Below are 17,339 nucleotides of genomic sequence, written 5' to 3' on the forward strand. Positions count from 1 at the left end.
AGACGGGCGCATGCTCTACCCCACGACCGCACCGACCGACCAGGTGAACCGGAGTGACCATGCTTGAGTTGTGGATCCGACACGAGACGCGCGTATCCGAGCGGCGCTGCGCGCTCAGCCCCGCGGACGCGGGGACGCTGATCCGCCGCGGGGCCCGGATCACCGTCGAGGAGTCGCCGCAGCGGATCTATCCGCTCGCCGACTACGTCGCGCAGGGCTGCGCCACCGCCCCGGCGGGCAGCTGGGTGCACGCGCCGTCGCAGGCCGTCGTCCTCGGCCTGAAGGAACTGCCCGACGAACCGGCCGAGCTGCGGCACCGGCATGTGTTCTTCGGGCACGCGTACAAGGGCCAGCCCGGTGCGCGCCGCCTGCTGGAGCGATTCCGCGCGGGTGGCGGCATGCTGCTCGACCTGGAACAGCTCGCCGACGACGCGGGACGCCGCCACGCGGCCTTCGGCTACTGGGCCGGCTTCGTGGGGGCGGCGCTGGGGGTGCTCCAGCGGCACGGCGACCTGAGTGCGCCCCTCCAGCCGACCACCAGCGCGGAACTGGTGGAGAGACTGCGGCAGTACCGCACGCGGCCGAACGGCGCCGCACTGGTGATCGGCGCGCTCGGCCGCAGCGGCCGGGGCGCCGCCGACGCCCTCGCCGAAGCCGGAGTCCCCACCACCCGGTGGGACCTCGCGGAGACCCGCCACCTGGACCGTGCCGCTCTGCTGCGGCACGACCTGCTGGTCAACGCCGTCCTGACCGGCCCCGGCACCGAGCCCTTCCTCCGGCGTGCGGACCTGGCGGACCCCGGTTGCCGCCTGCGCTGCGTCGTCGACGTCAGCTGCGACCCGGGTTCGCCGTACAACGCGCTTCCGATCTACGACACCGTCACGACCTGGGAGGCACCGGCGACCACCGCCGGGCCGGTCGCCGTCATCGCGATCGACAACCTGCCGTCCCTGCTGCCGAAGGACGCCACCGACAGCTTCTCCGCGGACCTGTGGCCGCACCTGATGGACCTCGACGGGCTCGGCGGCTCGTGGCGACGCTGTGCGGCGGCCTACCGGGCCGCCGTCGAAACCTTGACGACAAGCGAGGTGCCCTGACATGACGGATCCACTCCCCGCCCGCGGGGTGGTGCACTGGGTCGGCGCGGGACGTTCCAGCGGAGCCGGGATCGTCACCCTCACCGAGCACGCGGCCGTGACCCTCTGGGCCCGCAAGCCGGAACGCGCGCACGATCTGGCCGACCGCCTGGCGCTGACCGGCCGGGTCGGCGTCCGGCCGCTCGACGAGCTCGCCGGCACCGTACGCGCGGGCGACGTGGTGGTGTCGATGCTGCCCGCGACCGAGCACGGCAGCCTCCTCCGCCTCTGCCTCGACCGGGGCGCGCACTTCGCGAACACCAGCTACCTGTCCGACGACATCGCCGCCGCGGCCGGGTCGCTGGCCGCGGCCGGGCTGGTAGCCGTCGTCGAGGCGGGCCTCGACCCGGGGATCGACCATCTCATGGCGCACCGCCTGGTGGCCGACGGCCGGCGGGCGATCGGCGACGACGCCGTCGCCGAGTTCACCTCGTACTGTGGCGGGCTGCCCGCGGTCCCGAACGAGTTCCGGTACCGGTTCTCGTGGGCCCCGCGTGGAGTGCTCCGGGCCCTGCTGAACGAGGCCCGGTTCATCGACGGCGGCGATGTGCGCACGGTCGCCCGTCCCTGGCAGGCCATCACGCCGGTCACCCTCGACGGTGAGCGCTTCGAGGGCTACCCCAACCGCGACAGCACGACGGCGATCGCGCAGTACGCGCTCCCCGCGGGGTGGCGTCTCGACCGCTTCGTCCGCGGCACCCTGCGGCTGGACGGCTGGTCCACGGCGTGGGCCGAGGTCTTCCGGCAGCTGGAAGAGGGCGACGGCGCACGAGTGGACGCGCTGGCGGACGAGCTCGCCGCGCGCTATCCGGCCACCGCCCAGGATCACGACCGGGTGGTGCTCCACACCAGACTGTCGCTGCGCACTCCGGAGGGCCGGAGGTGGGCCGAGGCCTACAGTCTCGACGTCCAGGGCGACGCCACCGGCTCGGCCATGGCCAGGTGCGTGTCGCTCACGCTGGCCGCCGCCGTCCGCGAGATCCTCGACGGCCGGGTCGCGCCCGGCCTGCACCAGGCGGCATCCGAACCGGACCGGGTCGACCGCTGGTGGCGCCACCTCGCCGAGGCCGGCCTGACCATCCACCACACCTCGGTGCGGGCGTGACCCCTCAGGCCACCTCGGCGGGCGTGCCCGCGGTGACCCGGACCAGCTCGTCGTACGTGGTCCGGAAGATCGCGCGGGGCACGCCGCCGGCCGCCCAGACCTCTGGATACCGCCCCAGCGCGGTGTCGATCAGCGTGCGTACCGGCCGCGGGTGACCCAGCGGCGCGACCCCGCCGATCGGCTGGCCCGTGTGCTCGCGGACGAACTCCGGCGACGCCCGGCGCAGTTTGGCGACGCCCAGGGCGGCCGCCACCTTCGCGGTGTCCACCCGGTGCGCCCCGGACGTCAGCACGAGCAGCGGCTCCCCGTCGGCGTCGAAGACCAGCGAGTTCGCGATCTGGCCGACGCTCACCCCGAGCGCGGCGGCCGCGGCGGCCGCGGTGTGCACCGCCTCGTCCAGAATGATCACTCGCGGCGCCGAGCCGTCGGCCGTCCGCGCGCCCGCCGCGTCCAGGGTGGCCTGCACGGCGATCACGCTGGCGTGGTTCTCCATGCCGGCAGTCTAGAGACGAATCACCGGCCGGGAACGTCCGGCAGCCGGGTCGGGGTCTGCCCGGACCTGCAAGGTTGCAGGATGTGCGGCCGGGTCGGTGGCCCTAGAGTTCCCCGCGTCGCAGGTTCGGTCATGCGCGCAGTAATGACGGGGGCGCGGACATGACCGGTCCTGCCGCGGGGAAGCGACTGCGTCTGTCCTGACGGTCGCTTCCCGCCCGGACGGCGGTCGACGCGGCCGGCCGCCGATCGAAGACCCCCCACAGAAAAGGGCCGAACCCGATCCCGGGTCCGGCCCTTTCTGTCACGCGCGCCGGCGCGCTACAGGCGAAGAGCGTCGTCCGTGGTGGTGACGCCGCGTGTGTCGAAGAAGCGCTTCGCCGTCGCGGCGAGCTTGTCCGGGTCGTAGTCGCGGTGGTTCTGGACGAGGATGACCAGGTCCGCGGCGGCGACCGCGCCCTCCAGGTCGTCCACCTTCATGGCGTCCACGCCCGGCCGCCACTCCGCCACGTACGGGTCGTGGTAGCTGATCTTCGCACCGAGGTTGCCCAGGTCCCGGGCGAGCGGGACGGCCGGGGACTCGCGCTCGTCGGCGATGTTCGCCTTGTACGTGATGCCCAGCAGCAGGATGTTCGCGCCGGTCGTCGCCAGGCCCGCCTCGTTGAGGATGTTCTGCGCGCGCCGTGCCACGTAGGCCGGCATCGTGGCGTTGATCTCCTGCGCCAGCTCGACGAACCGGAACGGGTAGCCCAGGCGTACGCGCACGTTGTGGCTCAGGTAGTTCGGGTCGATCGGGATGCAGTGACCGCCCACGCCCGGCCCGGGGTAGAAGGCCTGGAACCCGAACGGCTTGCTGGACGCCGCCCGGATGACGTCCCACAGGTCGATGTCGAGCCGGTGGCAGAACTTGGCCATCTCGTTGACGAGCGCGATGTTGACGTGCCGGTAGGTGTTCTCGAGCAGCTTGGCCGTCTCGGCCTCCCGGGTGCCCTTGGTCCGCACCACCGTGTCGACGAACCGGCCGTACAGGGCGGCCGCGGCCTCGGTGCAGGCCGGCGTGTGGCCGCCGACGACCTTGGGCGTGTTGCGCGGGCCGAACTTCTCGTTGCCCGGGTCGATGCGCTCCGGCGAGAACGCCAGGTGGAAGTCCTGGCCGGCGACGAGGCCGCCGGCCTCGAGGATGGGACGCACCAGTTCGTCGGTGGTGCCCGGATAGGTCGTCGACTCGAGGATGACGAGCATCCCGGGCTGCAGGTTGCGCGCGACGGCGTCCGTGGCCGACTGGACGGCGCCGAGGTCGGGGCCGCCCTCTTCGAGCAGCGGCGTCGGGACGCAGATGACGGCCGCCTTCGCCGTGGCGATCTCGCGTTCGTCGACCGTGGCGCGGAAGCCGCTCTTCCTCATCTCCGCGATGTCGTCGTCGGAGAGATCGTCGACATGGGACCGGCCGGCGTTGAGCGACTCCACCAACCCCTGGTTGACGTCGAAGCCGATCACGGACATACCGGCCCGGGTCGCCTCACGAGCCAGCGGAAGGCCCACGTATCCGAGCCCGAGAATTACTATGTCGACAGCCACGGTGACTCCTTTGTAACTGGGTGGATGGGCACCGTCCGCCCAGCCAGGTAAGCCGGTTCGGGCGGTCGGCGCCCGAACCGAGGTTGTGTCAGAGATTCGTCCGGAATCCGGCTCAATCGCCGGGAAGGCACCCCAGGTACGGGACGAGCGACTTCTTGAAGGCCTTCAAGTTGCCGGGGGTGTCGTCGAACCGCCAGTCCGCACTGGAATGCGGCGGCGGCGCCTGGGTCCAGATCATTCCGATGACGTTCGGGTGCTCGCGCAACCAGGGCCCCAGACTGGCGATCCAGTCGGCCTTGTGGGCCCCGGCCACGCCGGTCTCGGCGAGGATGACCGGCTTCTTCTTGTACGGGGCGAGAAGCTTCATGGTGGGATCGAACGTCTCGCTCGCCGACGGCTCGAAACCGAACACGGAGCTTCCGACCCCGTAACCGGTGAAGCCGACCAGGTCGACGTAGTCGTCACCCGGCCAGAACTGCGAGATGCCCTTGACCGTCGCGCCCCGGGCGATGTTCGGCGCCCAGAGCCAGAGGACGTTGGTCGCACCCGCCTTACGGAACAGGTCCACCACGTGCCGCCATGCCTTGACGTACTGCCCCGGGGTGTTGCCGTTGACGCCCGCCGCCCACGGCGACCAGTTGCCGTTCATCTCCGGCGCATACCGGATGACCACCAGGTCGCCGTACTCCACGACGGTGTCGGCGACGGCACGGAACTGCGCATCGCGCTTGCCCGCGGCGACCGCCGCCAGGGACCAGGACTTCTGCTCCACCTCCGAGCCGAGTTCCTTCGGCTGCACGGTGAGGAACGGAGTGCCCGCCGCCTCGGTCAGCCGGGACAACTCGAACGGAGCACCGATGGAGGCGTAGACACCGCGCCAGACCGGCCGGCATCCCGCCTCCTTCGCAATCTCGTCGGAGTCCTTCGCGGCTTCCTTCTCGGAGGTGACGCCGAAGGCCGGCTTCTCGGTCTTCAGCATCGCGACCGTGGCGCGGATCGCGCTAGGTCGCAGAGCCGGATCGGTCGCGCTCACCGCGGACTGACTGCCCTGGAAAGAAGATGGTGGTTTCGTCTCGCATCCAGCCAATAGCAGCAGCGGAAGCACTAGCAAGAACCGTTTCATGATCACCTCCGATGGCTACCTCGATCTGCTGGCGGGTGCCCCACTTGAAGCGCATGCAGGAAGCGATGGCCCAGAGCCGCCACACCCGCAGGACCGACCACTGCCACAGAGTCGCGACCGGGGCCAGCACCAGGAACCAGAACAGCTGCGCCGGCCGGCTCTGGTCGGACCGCCGGACCGTGAAGATACGCAACAGCTGGACGTAGCCGAAGACGATCAGCATCGCCAGCGTGATCCCCAGCATCTTGGCATCCGCCAGCAAGGCCTCCGTCCCGCCGCCGCGCGCCCAGGCGACGGCGTCGACCACCGGCTTGATGGCGATCAGCCAGCCCACGATGATGGTGGAGGCGATGGTCTGCACCCACTTCAGCGCGTGCAGCCAGTAGGCGATCCGGTCCAGGGGCAGGTACTTGAAACGCCAGAAGGACCGGATGAACGATCCGCGCAACCAGCGCAGGAACTGCCGGCGGTGGTTGCCGAGGCGTTCCGGCATGACGCAGAACGCGAAGGCGTTCGCCTGCTGGACCGTCTTGCCGCGCAGCAGCGCCTGGATCGTCAGGTAGGAGTCGTCGGAGAACTCGACGCGACGGCCGAAGAACTCCTCGTTCGCGTAGCCGTGCCGGCACTCGTCGATCACCCGGGCGCGGTAGAGCGAGATGCCGCCCGAGTTGACGAGCACCGAGCCCAGGGCCGACGTGGCGGACCTGTCGGTCAGCTGCGAGGCCGTGCAGATCAGGTCGACGGCCCGGGCGATCACGCCCTTGAGGTTGTAGGTGAGGAAGACCCCGGCGACCGACATGACCTCGGGATCGGCGAGCGGCTTGATCAGGTTTTCGAGCGCGTCCGGCGCGAGGCACGAGTCGGAGTCGATCGTGAGGTACGCGTCGGCCCAGCCGCCGAAGCGCAGGGACGCGGCGACGTGGGTCGCCCGCTTGCCCCGGTTGCGGTCGCGCACCCACACGAGCGGGACGCCCGCCTCGTTCGCGGCCTCGATCGCCCACAGCTCAGTGGGCAGATAGTCCACTTTGTTCGAGCCGTCGTCGCGTACGAAGATCGCGTCCGGAAGCCGCGACTGCCCGAGCAGGCCGCGAATGGTCGCGATGACCGCGTCCACGTCCTCGTTGTAGAGGGGGACGACTGCCACCACCTTCAGCTTGGCCAGCGCGGCGACCTGCCGGGGGGTGACCCGCTTGGGCCGGTCGAAGGTCGCGAGCAGGAGCTGAAGAAAGAACATGAGGAACGCGAACGCATAAACGACCTCGAACGCGGACACCTCGGTTTCGAAGTTCTGGAACCGGGTCGCGTGGTGGTACAGCCAGAGGGACGTGGCGCCCAGCATGAGGATCACTGCGGGCAGCGCCCGGCCCGGGGTCCACCGCGCGGTCTTGGCCGCCTTGGTCACGGCTTCATCCCACGTCTCCAGAAGAGACGCACACTCACCGCAAAAATCGTCACCACGCCGACCGCGGCAAGCAGTATCTCGAACAATCCGAGGTGGTTGGGCACGTAATCCCCGCTTTCGTCGAACAGCGATCTCCCGAGGAGCGGGGGCACATGTTACTCACGAGAAGGTTTTTTCGCCTCCCCCAGGAACCGGTATCTGCGCAATCTCCAGTACTGTGGATTTGCGAGGCCGTTGTCCGGTTAGGGGCTTACTTTACGGCTGATCCCGAAATGAGCGTCCGGCTCACCCACAAATTTCATGACAGATCCCCAATGCATGGAATGTCCTGAATTTGGATGATTCCGCCCAGGACGTGACGAGGTTCATGCTGATCGAAGCTGACCTCTTCCCATTCTTCGACTACCGTCATGCGCCATGACCTATGACTACGGCGCGGGCGCGACTCCACGTGGTCAGGGCCAGCCCAGGGGCCAGCAGAATCCCGCCGGCCCCGACACACCCGGATACGGCGACGGCCGGCCGCAGAGGCCGCCGCACGATCCGCGTCCGCACCAGGCGGGCACCCAGTATGGCGGCCACCCCCAGGACCCCCGTGGCCAGCAGCCCGGCGCCCAGTACGGCAGCCGCCCCCAGGACCCGCGCGGGCAGCAGACCGGCACCCCGTACGGCGGCCACCCCCAGAACCCCCGTGGCCAGCAGCCCGGCACCCAGTACGGCAGCCGCCCCCAGGACCCCCGCGGGCAGCAGACCGGCACCCCGTACGGCGGCCACCCCCAAGACCCGCGGGCGCACCAGCCGGGCGGCCACCCGTTCGGCGGGGGCCAGGCCGGGCCGCAGCCGCCGCGGGGCCACGACGCACAGCCGCCGGCCGGCTTCCAGCCGCCCCGTCAGCGCTCGCCGATGCCGGGCGGCGACACGGCGCCGCGGCCGCGGCCGAATCCGGAGCCCGGGACCGCCGGCGTCTACGGAAGCGGCGGCACACCCGGCATCCCGGCGCAGTACGCGAGCGACCCGAGCCGGAGTGGCACCGCCACCGGCTCCGCCCGCGGGTCGCAGTCGACCCTGCAGCAGCCGGCCCTTCCCGACCTCGGGGACGCCGAGCCGGCGCCGGAGACCGGGCGGCGCTCCCGCAAGCCGCTCGTCGTCGCGCTCGTCCTCCTGCTGCTGGGGGCCGGCGGCGGAGCCGGTTGGTACTACCTGCGGGGATCCGCCGACAAGGCGCCCACCGCACAGGAGCTCAAGGTCGCGGACCGGCAGGCCGACCCCGAGCCGCTGACCGCGGACGAGGTCTTCGGCGCCGACACCGTCGCCGGCACCCAGGGCGAGTACAAGGTCCTCAAGACGCAGGCCGCCTCCGACTGCGGCACGGCCGCCGGCGGTGCCGTCGCGAAGGAGCTGGCCTCGGCCGGGTGCAACCAGGTGGTGCGGGCGACGCTGACGTCGCCCGACGGCAAGCTCGTCATCACCGCGGGGATCTTCAACCTCGAGAACCGGACCAGGGCCCAGGAGGCGGCGGCCGCGATCGACACCGCCGTCAAGAAGGGGCAGGGCCGCTTCGGCGGCCTGGTCGCGGGGAAGGCGTCGAACATCATCAGCCGGGCCGCGGCGAACCTCGCGTGGGACGTGCACGGCCACTACCTGGTGTACTGCCTGGTCGCGAACGCGGACGGCAGCGCGATCGCGGCGGACGACCCGCGCGCGCAGACGGTCCGGAAGGACCTGGCCGAGAAACACCTCGGCGACGCCGTCATCGACAAGCGCGCGAACGGCGGCGCCCCCAAGAAGGCCGCCTCGTGACCGCGTCCCGACGAGATTCCACTCCGTTCATCCCGAAAGCCCGAACTGGGGGTCAAGCGATGGCCAGCCGAAGCGTTTTACCTGGTGACACGACACGTGAGAGACTTTCGTCCGTGCCCGTGCCCGTGAGCAAGACGCAACTGATCGCCGTGCTCGGCAACGAGCTGTGGTGCTCGAGCCTCGTCCCCAACGCGTCGTGGGTGACCGCCGAGCTCCGCGAGCGGATGAAGCGACCGCGGGTCGGCGACCTGGTCGTCGAGTTCTCCGCGGGTCAGCGCGGCGACGCGGACGGCGTCGGATGGCTGCGCTCCATCGAGTTCGCCGACGGCGCGGGGGGCGACAGCGTGAACATCGACGGCCGGCGCATCGTCGACGCCTGGGTGGTCGAGCCGATCGACAAGCCCGGCCAGACGATCCGCTGGAGCAACGCGACGTTCTTCGCGATCCCGCTGCAGGCCGCCCGCCAGTGGCTGGCCGCCGGCTGATCGCCGTCGCTCGACGGGCCGCCGCTGTTCAGCGGCGGCCCTCTTTTTCGTGCGGGGCCGGCCCGTCCAACGCCAAGGACCACGACCCATCGCGGGTCGTGGTCCTTGCCGGGGAAACGTCCGGAATCAGTCCTTCAGGAGCTGCCGCGCCATGACGATCCGCTGGACCTGGTTGGTGCCCTCGTAGATCTGGGTGATCTTGGCGTCGCGCATCATGCGCTCCACCGGGTAGTCGCGGGTGTAGCCGTAGCCGCCGAGGATCTGGACCGCGTCGGTGGTGATCTCCATCGCCGCGTCCGAGGCGAAGCACTTCGCCGCCGCGCCGAAGTAGGTCAGGTCCGCGTCGCCGCGCTCGCTCTTGCCCGCCGCCACGTACGTCAGCTGGCGGGCCGCCTCGAGCTTCATGCCCATGTCGGCGAGCATGAACTGCAGGCCCTGGAAGTCGGCGATCGGCTTGCCGAACTGGCGGCGCTCCTTGGCGTAGCCGAGGGCGAAGTCGAGCGCGCCCTGGGCGATGCCGACGGCCTGGGCCGCGATCGTCACCCGGGTGTGGTCGAGGGTCTTCATCGCGGTCGCGAAGCCGGTCCCCTCCGCGCCGATCATGCGGTCCAGCGGGATGCGGACGTTGTCGAAGTAGACCTCGCGGGTCGGGCTGCCCTTGATGCCCAGCTTCTTCTCCGGCGCGCCGAAGCTGACGCCCTCGTCCGACTTCTCCACGACGAACGCCGAGATGCCGCGCGAGCGGGCCGCCGGGTCGGTGACGGCGAAGACCGTGTAGTACTCCGACACGCCGGCGTTGGTGATCCAGCGCTTGACGCCGTTGAGGACCCAGTAGTCGCCCTCACGGACCGCGCGGGTGGTCATCGACGCGGCGTCGCTGCCCGCCTCCGGCTCCGAGAGGCAGTACGAGAACATCGCCTCGCCGGCCGCCACGGGGGTCAGGTACTTGCGCTTGAGCTCCTCGGACGCCGACAGGATCAGCGGCATCGTGCCGAGCTTGTTGACCGCCGGGATCAGCGACGAGCTGGCGCAGGCGCGGGCCACCTCCTCGATGACGATGGCCGTGGCCAGGGCGTCCGCGCCGGCGCCGCCGTACTCGACGGGGATGTGCGGGGCGTGGAAGTCCGAGGAGCGCAGCGCGTCGTACGACGCCTTCGGGAACTCCCCGCTCTCGTCCGCCTCGGCGGCGTTGGGCGCCACGCGCGCGTCACAGACGTCGCGTACGGCCGCGCGGATGGTCTCGTGGTCCTCCGGCAGCTGATAGACGTCGAAATCAGACATGTGCTGTGGCTCCTTCTCTGCGGCTCCCGGCCTCATGTTACCGACGCGTAGGTTACGCGCACTATTCTCGCTCGGAACCTCTGTCGGGTGGAAATTCTGCGCCGGCATGAGAAGGTGTGTGCCACGAACGGCGTCAGCCCCCCACCCCCGGCGCCCCGTGTGAGGAGTCCGCAGCGTGACCATCCCGTACCCGAGCAACCCCACCGTGCCCGCGTTCTCCGAGGTCGAGATGCCTTCCGGCGCCTCCCGGCCGCGGCTCGCCTTCCTCGGCACGGGCTACCTGGGTGCCACCTACGCGATCTGTTTCGCCGAGCTGGGCTACGAGGTCCTGGGCTTCGACGTCGACGAGGCGAAGATCGCCAAGCTGGCCGCCGGCCAGGTACCGTTCCACGAGCCCGGCCTCGACGAGCTGCTGCGCACCAACCTGGCCTCGGGACGGCTGCGGTTCACGACCTCCTACGAGAAGGTCGCCGACTTCGCCGACGTGCACTTCATCTGCGTGGGCACGCCGCAGCGCGCCGACGGCATGGGCGCCGACCTCTCGTACGTCGAGGCGTCGGTGACCAACCTGGCCCGCCACCTGAAGCGCCGCGCCCTGATCGTGGGCAAGTCGACGGTCCCGGTCGGCACGGCCGAGTGGGTCGAGCAGCTGGTCGCCAAGCACACCGACCCCGAGCTGGGCGTCGAGGTGGCCTGGTCGCCGGAGTTCCTGCAGGAGGGCTTCGCGGTCGAGGACGTGCTGCGCCCCAACCGCATCGTGGTCGGCGTACGGTCCGAATGGTCGAACGGCATGCTGTACGCCGCACACAAGGGCGTCTTCGACCTCGCCGCCACCGAGGACCGCGAGGTGCCGGTGGTGGTGACCGACTTCGCCACCGCCGAGCTGGTGAAGGTGGCCGCGAACGCGTTCCTCGCCACCAAGATCAGCTTCATCAACGCGATGGCCGAGGTGTGCGAGGTCGCCGGCGGCGACGTCACCCAGCTGGCCAAGTCGATCGGCTACGACCCGCGCATCGGCAACCGCTTCCTGCAGGCCGGCGTCGGCTTCGGCGGCGGCTGCCTGCCCAAGGACATCCGCGCGTTCCAGGCCCGGGCCCAGGAGCTCGGCGCGGGCGAGGCGCTGCGCTTCCTGCACGAGGTCGACCTGATCAACCAGCGGCGCCGCACCCGGGTGCTCACCCTGGCGGCCGAGCTGCTCGGCCGCCGCTCCGGCCCGGCCGGCCCGGACCTGTCCGGGACCCGGATCGCCGTGCTCGGCGCCGCCTTCAAGCCCAATTCCGACGACGTCCGCGACGCGCCCGCGCTCGCCGTCGCGGCGGCCCTGGCCAAGGCCGGCGCGGACGTACGGGTGTACGACCCGCAGGGCATGGAGAACGCGCGGGTGGTGCAGCCCGCTCTGGCGTACGAGACCTCCATGGCCGAGGCGGTGACCGGCGCGGAGCTGGTGTGCGTGCTCACCGAGTGGGCGGAGTTCCGCAACGCGGACCCGTCCGCGCTCGGCGAGCTGGTCGCCGGCAAGCGGGTCATCGACGGCCGCAACTGCCTGGACCCGGCGCGGTGGGCGCGGGCCGGCTGGCTCTACCGCGGCATGGGCCGTCCCGCACCGACACTCTGAGGTATGACCGTTTCACCTCCGCGGCCGCGAACCTGCCTGGTTCGCGGCCGTTTCCATTGATCTCGACCCGCTTGGGCCTGTTCTAATGAGGTGTCGGAAGGGCATGCTTCGGGTGGGGCCGGTCTAGGAGGGTGCCGTGGCGCAGGCGGATGAACCGGACAGCTACGACGAGGAGCTGGCCCGGATCGACGCGTCGATCGCGGAGCTGAAGATCCGCGACATGGCCGCGGCCAAGGAACGCACCACCATCGCCAGCAAGATCCAGGCCGCGCAGTTCCAGCGGGACATCCTCGCCCACGCCAACCAGCAGCGGAAGCGGGCGGCGGCCGCCAAGACCACCCGCCGGGTGCGGCGGCGCCCCGCCGAGCCGCCCCCGCCGGCCGACAGCCGCCCGTCCTGGTCGCCGCCCGGCACGCCGCACACCGGGCCGCCCGGACAGGCCACCGACGGCGTGACCGTCCTCGTGGACGACCCGCCGCCGACCGAGGAGCCCGCGCCCCCGCCGCCGCGCCGCCGGGTCGCGCCACCGCCGGAGCACCCGCCGGGGCACCCGCCGGAGACCTCGTCGCAGTCGGTGCAGAACATCCTGCTCGGCCTCAGCGCCCTGGTCCTCGGCGTCGCGGCGGTGGTCTTCGCCGGCGCCGCCAGCAACGCGATCGGGCGCGCCTTCATCCTCGCGATCGCCACCGGCGTCGCCCTCGTCGCCGCGCCGGCGATCGCCCGCCGGGGACTGACCTCGACCGGTGAGACGCTGGCCGCGGTCGGCCTGGTCCTGCTGCCCATGACGCTGTACGCCCTGCACGGCAGCCCCGCGCTCGGCGGCACCGCGGTCCCGTCCCCGGTCTTCCTCGGCGTCACGCTGCTGATCACCGCCGCGGCCTCCTTCATGTACGCCGGCGTCACCCGGCTCGCCGCGCCGCGGTACGCCACCGTGGTGGCCGTGCAGCCGGTGCCGCCGCTGCTCGCGTACCCGGTGATCGAGAGCCCGGCCGGCTGGGCGGTGGCGCTGACCGCGGTGGCCGTCATCGACCTGCTGCTGCTGACCACCGTGATCCGCACCGGGCGGCTGGTGCCGCGCTGGCCGGCAGGCCGCCCGGTGGCCGGTGACCGGGAGTCGCTGGCCGAGGCGGACGCCCGCGACATCGGCGCCCGCGACTTCGCGACCCGGCTCGACCCCGCCGATCCCGGCTCCTACGACCCGGCCGTGCGCGACGCCGGCGCCGACCCGGCCGGGGCCGACGCCGGCTACGGAACCCCGGACCGCCCCGAGTCGCGGCCCGAGGAACCCGACCTGATCATCGACGGGCTCACCGGCAACCGGCGGCGGCGCTGGCTGCCGACCCGCATCTTCCCCGGCGCGCGGCCCGAGGGCGCCCCGCCGGCCGGCTCCGTGCCGCTGGCACCGCCCGCCACCCCGCCGTCCGCGGGGTGGCTGCGGCAGATGACGTTCGGCCTGCTGTGCCTCGCCGCGGCCGGGGCCCTGGTGTACGCGAGCGCCGGCCTGGTCGGCGCGGATGCGGTGGCTGACGCCGTACGCTCCGGACTGATCTTGATCTTGGCAGCGGTCACCGCGGCGGCGGCGGCCCGGCTGGTCGACCAGATCCAGGCCAGCAACATCGCCGGGGCGGTGCTGACCCTCGCGGTCATCGCGGCCAGCGCGCGCATCGCCGACGTGGCGTCGCCGGCCTGGACCCTCGCGGTCGCGGCCGCCGCCGTCGCGGCCACCGGGGCGGCCGTGCGCATGCTTCCCGACGAGGTACGCCGCGGCCCGCAGTACGCCTCGGCCGGGGCGCTCACCCTGATCGGCCTGTTCGTGGCCGTCGACGCCCTCCGCGCCGCCCTGGCGCCGGTCCAGGCCGCGCGGCCGGTCTGGGACGCCGACACCGCCGCGTACGCGGGCCGCATCGCCGAGGCCGCCGGCGACTCGGGCTGGCTGCTCGCGCTCAGCGCCCTGCTGGCGACCGTCGCGGCCGCGCTCGCCCTGCCGGCGGAATACCGGCGCGAGGGCGCGGTCACCGGCGTCGCCCTGACCGCCCTGGCCGTGCCCGCCTCGCTCGGCCTGCCCTGGTCGGAGGCGCCCTGGCCGCTGGTGATCGCCGCGATCGGCATCGGCGCCGCCGGGCTGCTCGCGCCGACCCGCCGGGTCGCGGTCGCCCACATCGCCGCCGCCGGGGTGGTGGGCGGGTTCGGCGCCGGCGCCGCGCTGAGCGCGTCGTGGCTCACCGCCGCCGTCCTGACCGCGCTGGCCGGCGCCGGCGTCATGGTCGCGGTCGCGGCCCGGCAGATGCCCGTACGCCTCTACGCCTGGCTGGTCGGCGACTGGGCCTCCGGAGCGGCCGCCCTGGCGATCCCGGGCGCCGTGGTGACCGCGGTCCTCGCCGTCGACGACCCCGGCGGAGGCCCGCCACCCACCGAGGCCGTCACGGTGCCGGCGCTCGCACTCGGCTTCCTCGCCGTCGCCGGCACGCTCACCTACGCGGCGGTGTTCCAGGTCGCGCGCCGCGAGATCAGCCTCCCGATGACCGCCGGAACCGGCCTCGGCGCGGTGGCCCTCGCCCTGGCCGCGCTGCTCTCGCCCGGCGCCACCGCGGCGGACATCTGGGTCGGTGCGCTCCTGCTCGTCGCCGCCGCCCTGCTCTTCTTCGCCAACTCGCTGGACCACGGCCGCCGCGCCGACCGGCTGCTCGACGGCCCCGACATCGCCGCGGCCGCCGCGACCGTGGCGGTCTGCGGCGCGCTCGCCCGGGTCGCGGCCCTCGCCTTCCCGGACGCGCCGCTGGCCGTCGGCGCGGTCGTGATCCTGATCGTCGCCTCCGGCGTCCACTCGCTGCCGGAGGACTGGCGCCGCGGCCCGGCCCGCGGCGTCGGCCTGGCCGGCCTGGTCGTCGCGGCGATCGCCGGCTGGCAGGCGCTGGCGGACGGCCTGCGGATCATGGCCGCTCCGGGACCGATCTGGGCCTCCGACGTCAGCGGCTACCCGACGGCCGCCGAGCCCGGCGCCTGGCAGGCGCCGATCGCCCTGGTGGTCCTCGCGATCGCGGCGACCACCGCCCTGCCCCGCCCGGCCCGGTACGACGTCAGCGCCGTCTGCGTCGCGCTGGCCACGATCGGCGCCCCCGCGGCCTTCGGCCTGCCCTGGTGGTCACCGCTGCTGATCGGCGGCGCCGTCGCCGTCGGGTACGGGATCGCCTCGGTGGCCGCCCCGGAGCCCCGGGCGGCGCTCAGCCGCGCCGGGGTCGCCGCCGTGGTCGCGCTGCACGCGGCCGGCGCCGGGCTGATCCGGCCCTGGTCCACCGCGGTGGCGCTGAGCCTCATCGTGCTGACCGGCACGCTGGTGGCCTGGCTGGCCCGGGCCGACCTGACCCCCGCCGCCCGGCGCGGCTGGGCGGAGCGTGCCGAGCTCGACCAGGTCGTGGCATACACGCTCGACGACACCGGCATGCCCCGGCACCGCGCCCAGATCGGCGGCGCGGCCACCATGGGCGCGCTGCTCGCCGCCCCCGGCGTGCTGGCCGCGATCGCCGCCGACCAGCACCGCACGGCACAGGTCGTGCTGACCGCCGCCCTCGCCGGGTCCAGCCTCATGCTGTCCCTGCTGGCGGTCGCCGGCCGCTGGGTGCCGCAATACCTGCCGTGGGCCACCTTCGGCCTGGTCGGCGGCGCCACCATCACCGCCGTCGCGTCCGTACCCAGCGACTACCCCACGGCCCTGTACGCGGCCGCCGCCGCGCTGCTCGGCGTCGTCGCGGAGCTGCTGCGCGGCACGGTGCCGGCGCCGGGGCTGACCCTCGCACCGCCGCACACCTGGCGGGAGCGGCGCATCACCCGGCCGCGCCGCCCCGGGCGGCGCCCGAGCGGCCTCCGCGGACGCTGGCTCGTCGGCCCGGCCACCGGCGCGGTCATCGTCGCGGCCCTGCCCACGGTCCTCGCCCTGTTCTCCATCGCACCGGCGCTGCGCGCCGCGCTGCTCGACCCGCTGCGGCAGGTGAACGCGATCTGGGACGGCCCGGTGGCCGCCCTCACCGACCCCGCGTCCGGCAGCGTCGACGGCACCAGCGTGCTCGCCACCGTGCTGCTCACCGTGGCCGCCGCGCTGGCCGCCCTCGGTTTCGGCGGCAAGCCGGCCGAGGCCGTACCCGTCATCCTGCCGGGTCTGGCGATCACCCTGCTGATCGCGCCCATCGCGCTGGACGCCCGCTGGCCGGCGTCGACGGCGGCGGCCCTGGTGGTGTTCACCATCGCCATGCTCGGCCTGGCCCTGACCCCGCCGCCGGTCGCAACCCACGCCACCCTGCTGCACACGACCCGCACCATTGTCTTCGTCATCGGCCTGCTCGGCGGCGGCGCCGGCCTCGCCGGCAGCCTGGCGACCCGGCAGCTGACGCTGTTCACCCTGGGCTGCGCCGTCGGCGTCGGCCTGGTCGCCGCGATCGCCGGCCGCAGCCGCCACGCCCGGGTGCTGGGCTGGCTGTTCACCGCGGCGATGGGCCAGTTCTTCGTCCTCGCCGTGGCGCTCGTCGCGGGGCTCACCCGCGAATGGGCGGCCTTCGGCGTCCTGGCGGTCGGCGCGGCGCTGCTCATCCTCGAGGCCGCCCTGCCGCGCCTCGGCCTGCCGGAGTACCGCCTCGAAGCGGCCACGGTGGAGTGGAGCGGCTACACCTCGGCGGTGCTCGCGGGAGCCCTGGCCTACAACTCCCCCTCCCACCTCGCGGCTCTGCTGGCGGCCTGGGGCGCGATCCTCGGCCTCGCCGCGACCCGGCCCGGCCGCACACCCCAGCAGCGCCGCAACCTGTTCTGGCTGGCGGTGGGCTTCGAGATCATCGGCATCTGGCTGTTCGTGGCGCTGGCGGACGTCGCGCTGCCGGAGGCGTACACGCTGCCCTTCGCGGCGCTGGCGCTGCTGGTCGGCATCCTGGAGGCCCGTCAGCGGCCGGAGCTGAGCAGCTGGGCGGCGTACGGCCCGGCCCTGCTGGCGGCCTTCGTCCCGACCACCGGCCTGGTGATCGCCACGGACGCGGGCGACCTGCGCGAGATGCTTCTCCTGCTGGGCGCGGTCGTCACGCTGATCATCGGCTCGCGCCTCCAGCAACAGGCCCCGGTGGTCATCGGCGCAGTGGCCACGGCGGTGGCCACCCTGCACTTCGCCACGACCCTGGTGGGGCCGTGGCTGGTGCTGGTGCCGGTGGGAGTGGTCCTGCTCTTCCTCGGCGCGACCAACGAGAACCGGCGAAGGACCCAGGAACGACTGCGAGGGGCCCTGGTCCGGATGCGCTGACGCGCCGCTTCCACCTCACGTCCCACCGGGGACCGCGCCCCGCCGCC

Annotated in this window: 11 protein-coding genes; 6 read left to right on the forward strand and 5 right to left on the reverse strand. The window is 72.8% G+C overall.

The genetic code is table 11. The features are described from left to right. The first annotated feature begins 59 nt into the window (after nt 1-59). Both IEY99_RS19165 and IEY99_RS19170 read left to right on the forward strand, forming a co-directional pair. A complete protein-coding gene (locus IEY99_RS19165; RefSeq protein ID WP_229798968.1) occupies nt 60-1,097 on the forward strand; it encodes a saccharopine dehydrogenase in 1,038 nt (345 codons plus the stop codon). Nucleotide 1,098: 1 nt separating this feature from the next. Further along, complete coding sequence (locus IEY99_RS19170; protein WP_189205093.1) at nt 1,099-2,241, forward strand: saccharopine dehydrogenase family protein; 1,143 nt, start codon at nt 1,099-1,101, stop codon at nt 2,239-2,241. Between the two features lie 4 nt (nt 2,242-2,245). On the opposite strand, the gene IEY99_RS19175 is transcribed toward IEY99_RS19170, so the two are convergent. From IEY99_RS19175 to IEY99_RS19190, 4 genes are all read right to left on the reverse strand, one after another. Then, complete coding sequence (locus IEY99_RS19175; protein ID WP_189205095.1) at nt 2,246-2,734, reverse strand: YbaK/EbsC family protein; 489 nt, start codon at nt 2,732-2,734, stop codon at nt 2,246-2,248. 320 nt (nt 2,735-3,054) lie between these two features. Beyond that, on the reverse strand, nt 3,055-4,311 hold the full coding sequence (locus IEY99_RS19180) for a nucleotide sugar dehydrogenase (RefSeq protein ID WP_189205097.1): 1,257 nt from the start codon (nt 4,309-4,311) through the stop codon (nt 3,055-3,057). 112 nt (nt 4,312-4,423) lie between these two features. Then, the gene (locus IEY99_RS19185) at nt 4,424-5,344 is read right to left on the reverse strand and encodes a glycoside hydrolase family 26 protein (protein ID WP_189205104.1); all 921 of its coding nucleotides are present in this window, start codon (nt 5,342-5,344) and stop codon (nt 4,424-4,426) included. After that, complete coding sequence (locus tag IEY99_RS19190; protein WP_189205106.1) at nt 5,313-6,836, reverse strand: glycosyltransferase family 2 protein; 1,524 nt, start codon at nt 6,834-6,836, stop codon at nt 5,313-5,315. The genes IEY99_RS19185 and IEY99_RS19190 overlap by 32 nt, the downstream gene beginning before the upstream one ends. A gap of 417 nt (nt 6,837-7,253) precedes the next feature. On the opposite strand from IEY99_RS19190, the gene IEY99_RS19195 reads away from it, so the two are divergent. Both IEY99_RS19195 and IEY99_RS19200 read left to right on the forward strand, forming a co-directional pair. Beyond that, a complete protein-coding gene (locus tag IEY99_RS19195) occupies nt 7,254-8,636 on the forward strand; it encodes a hypothetical protein (RefSeq protein WP_189205108.1) in 1,383 nt (460 codons plus the stop codon). Between the two features lie 113 nt (nt 8,637-8,749). Further along, nucleotides 8,750-9,121, forward strand: coding sequence for a hypothetical protein (locus tag IEY99_RS19200; RefSeq protein ID WP_189205110.1), 372 nt, complete (start codon nt 8,750-8,752; stop codon nt 9,119-9,121). A gap of 126 nt (nt 9,122-9,247) precedes the next feature. On the opposite strand, the gene IEY99_RS19205 is transcribed toward IEY99_RS19200, so the two are convergent. After that, the gene (locus tag IEY99_RS19205) at nt 9,248-10,402 is read right to left on the reverse strand and encodes an acyl-CoA dehydrogenase family protein (RefSeq protein ID WP_189205112.1); all 1,155 of its coding nucleotides are present in this window, start codon (nt 10,400-10,402) and stop codon (nt 9,248-9,250) included. Nucleotides 10,403-10,577: 175 nt separating this feature from the next. On the opposite strand from IEY99_RS19205, the gene IEY99_RS19210 reads away from it, so the two are divergent. Both IEY99_RS19210 and IEY99_RS19215 read left to right on the forward strand, forming a co-directional pair. Beyond that, the gene (locus IEY99_RS19210) at nt 10,578-12,017 is read left to right on the forward strand and encodes a UDP-glucose dehydrogenase family protein (protein WP_189205114.1); all 1,440 of its coding nucleotides are present in this window, start codon (nt 10,578-10,580) and stop codon (nt 12,015-12,017) included. A 136-nt stretch (nt 12,018-12,153) separates the two neighbouring features. After that, on the forward strand, nt 12,154-17,292 hold the full coding sequence (locus IEY99_RS19215) for an SCO7613 C-terminal domain-containing membrane protein (protein ID WP_189205116.1): 5,139 nt from the start codon (nt 12,154-12,156) through the stop codon (nt 17,290-17,292). Nucleotides 17,293-17,339: the final 47 nt, after the last annotated feature.

Source organism: Couchioplanes azureus (genome assembly GCF_014648355.1).
Lineage (GTDB): Bacteria > Actinomycetota > Actinomycetes > Mycobacteriales > Micromonosporaceae > Actinoplanes > Actinoplanes azureus.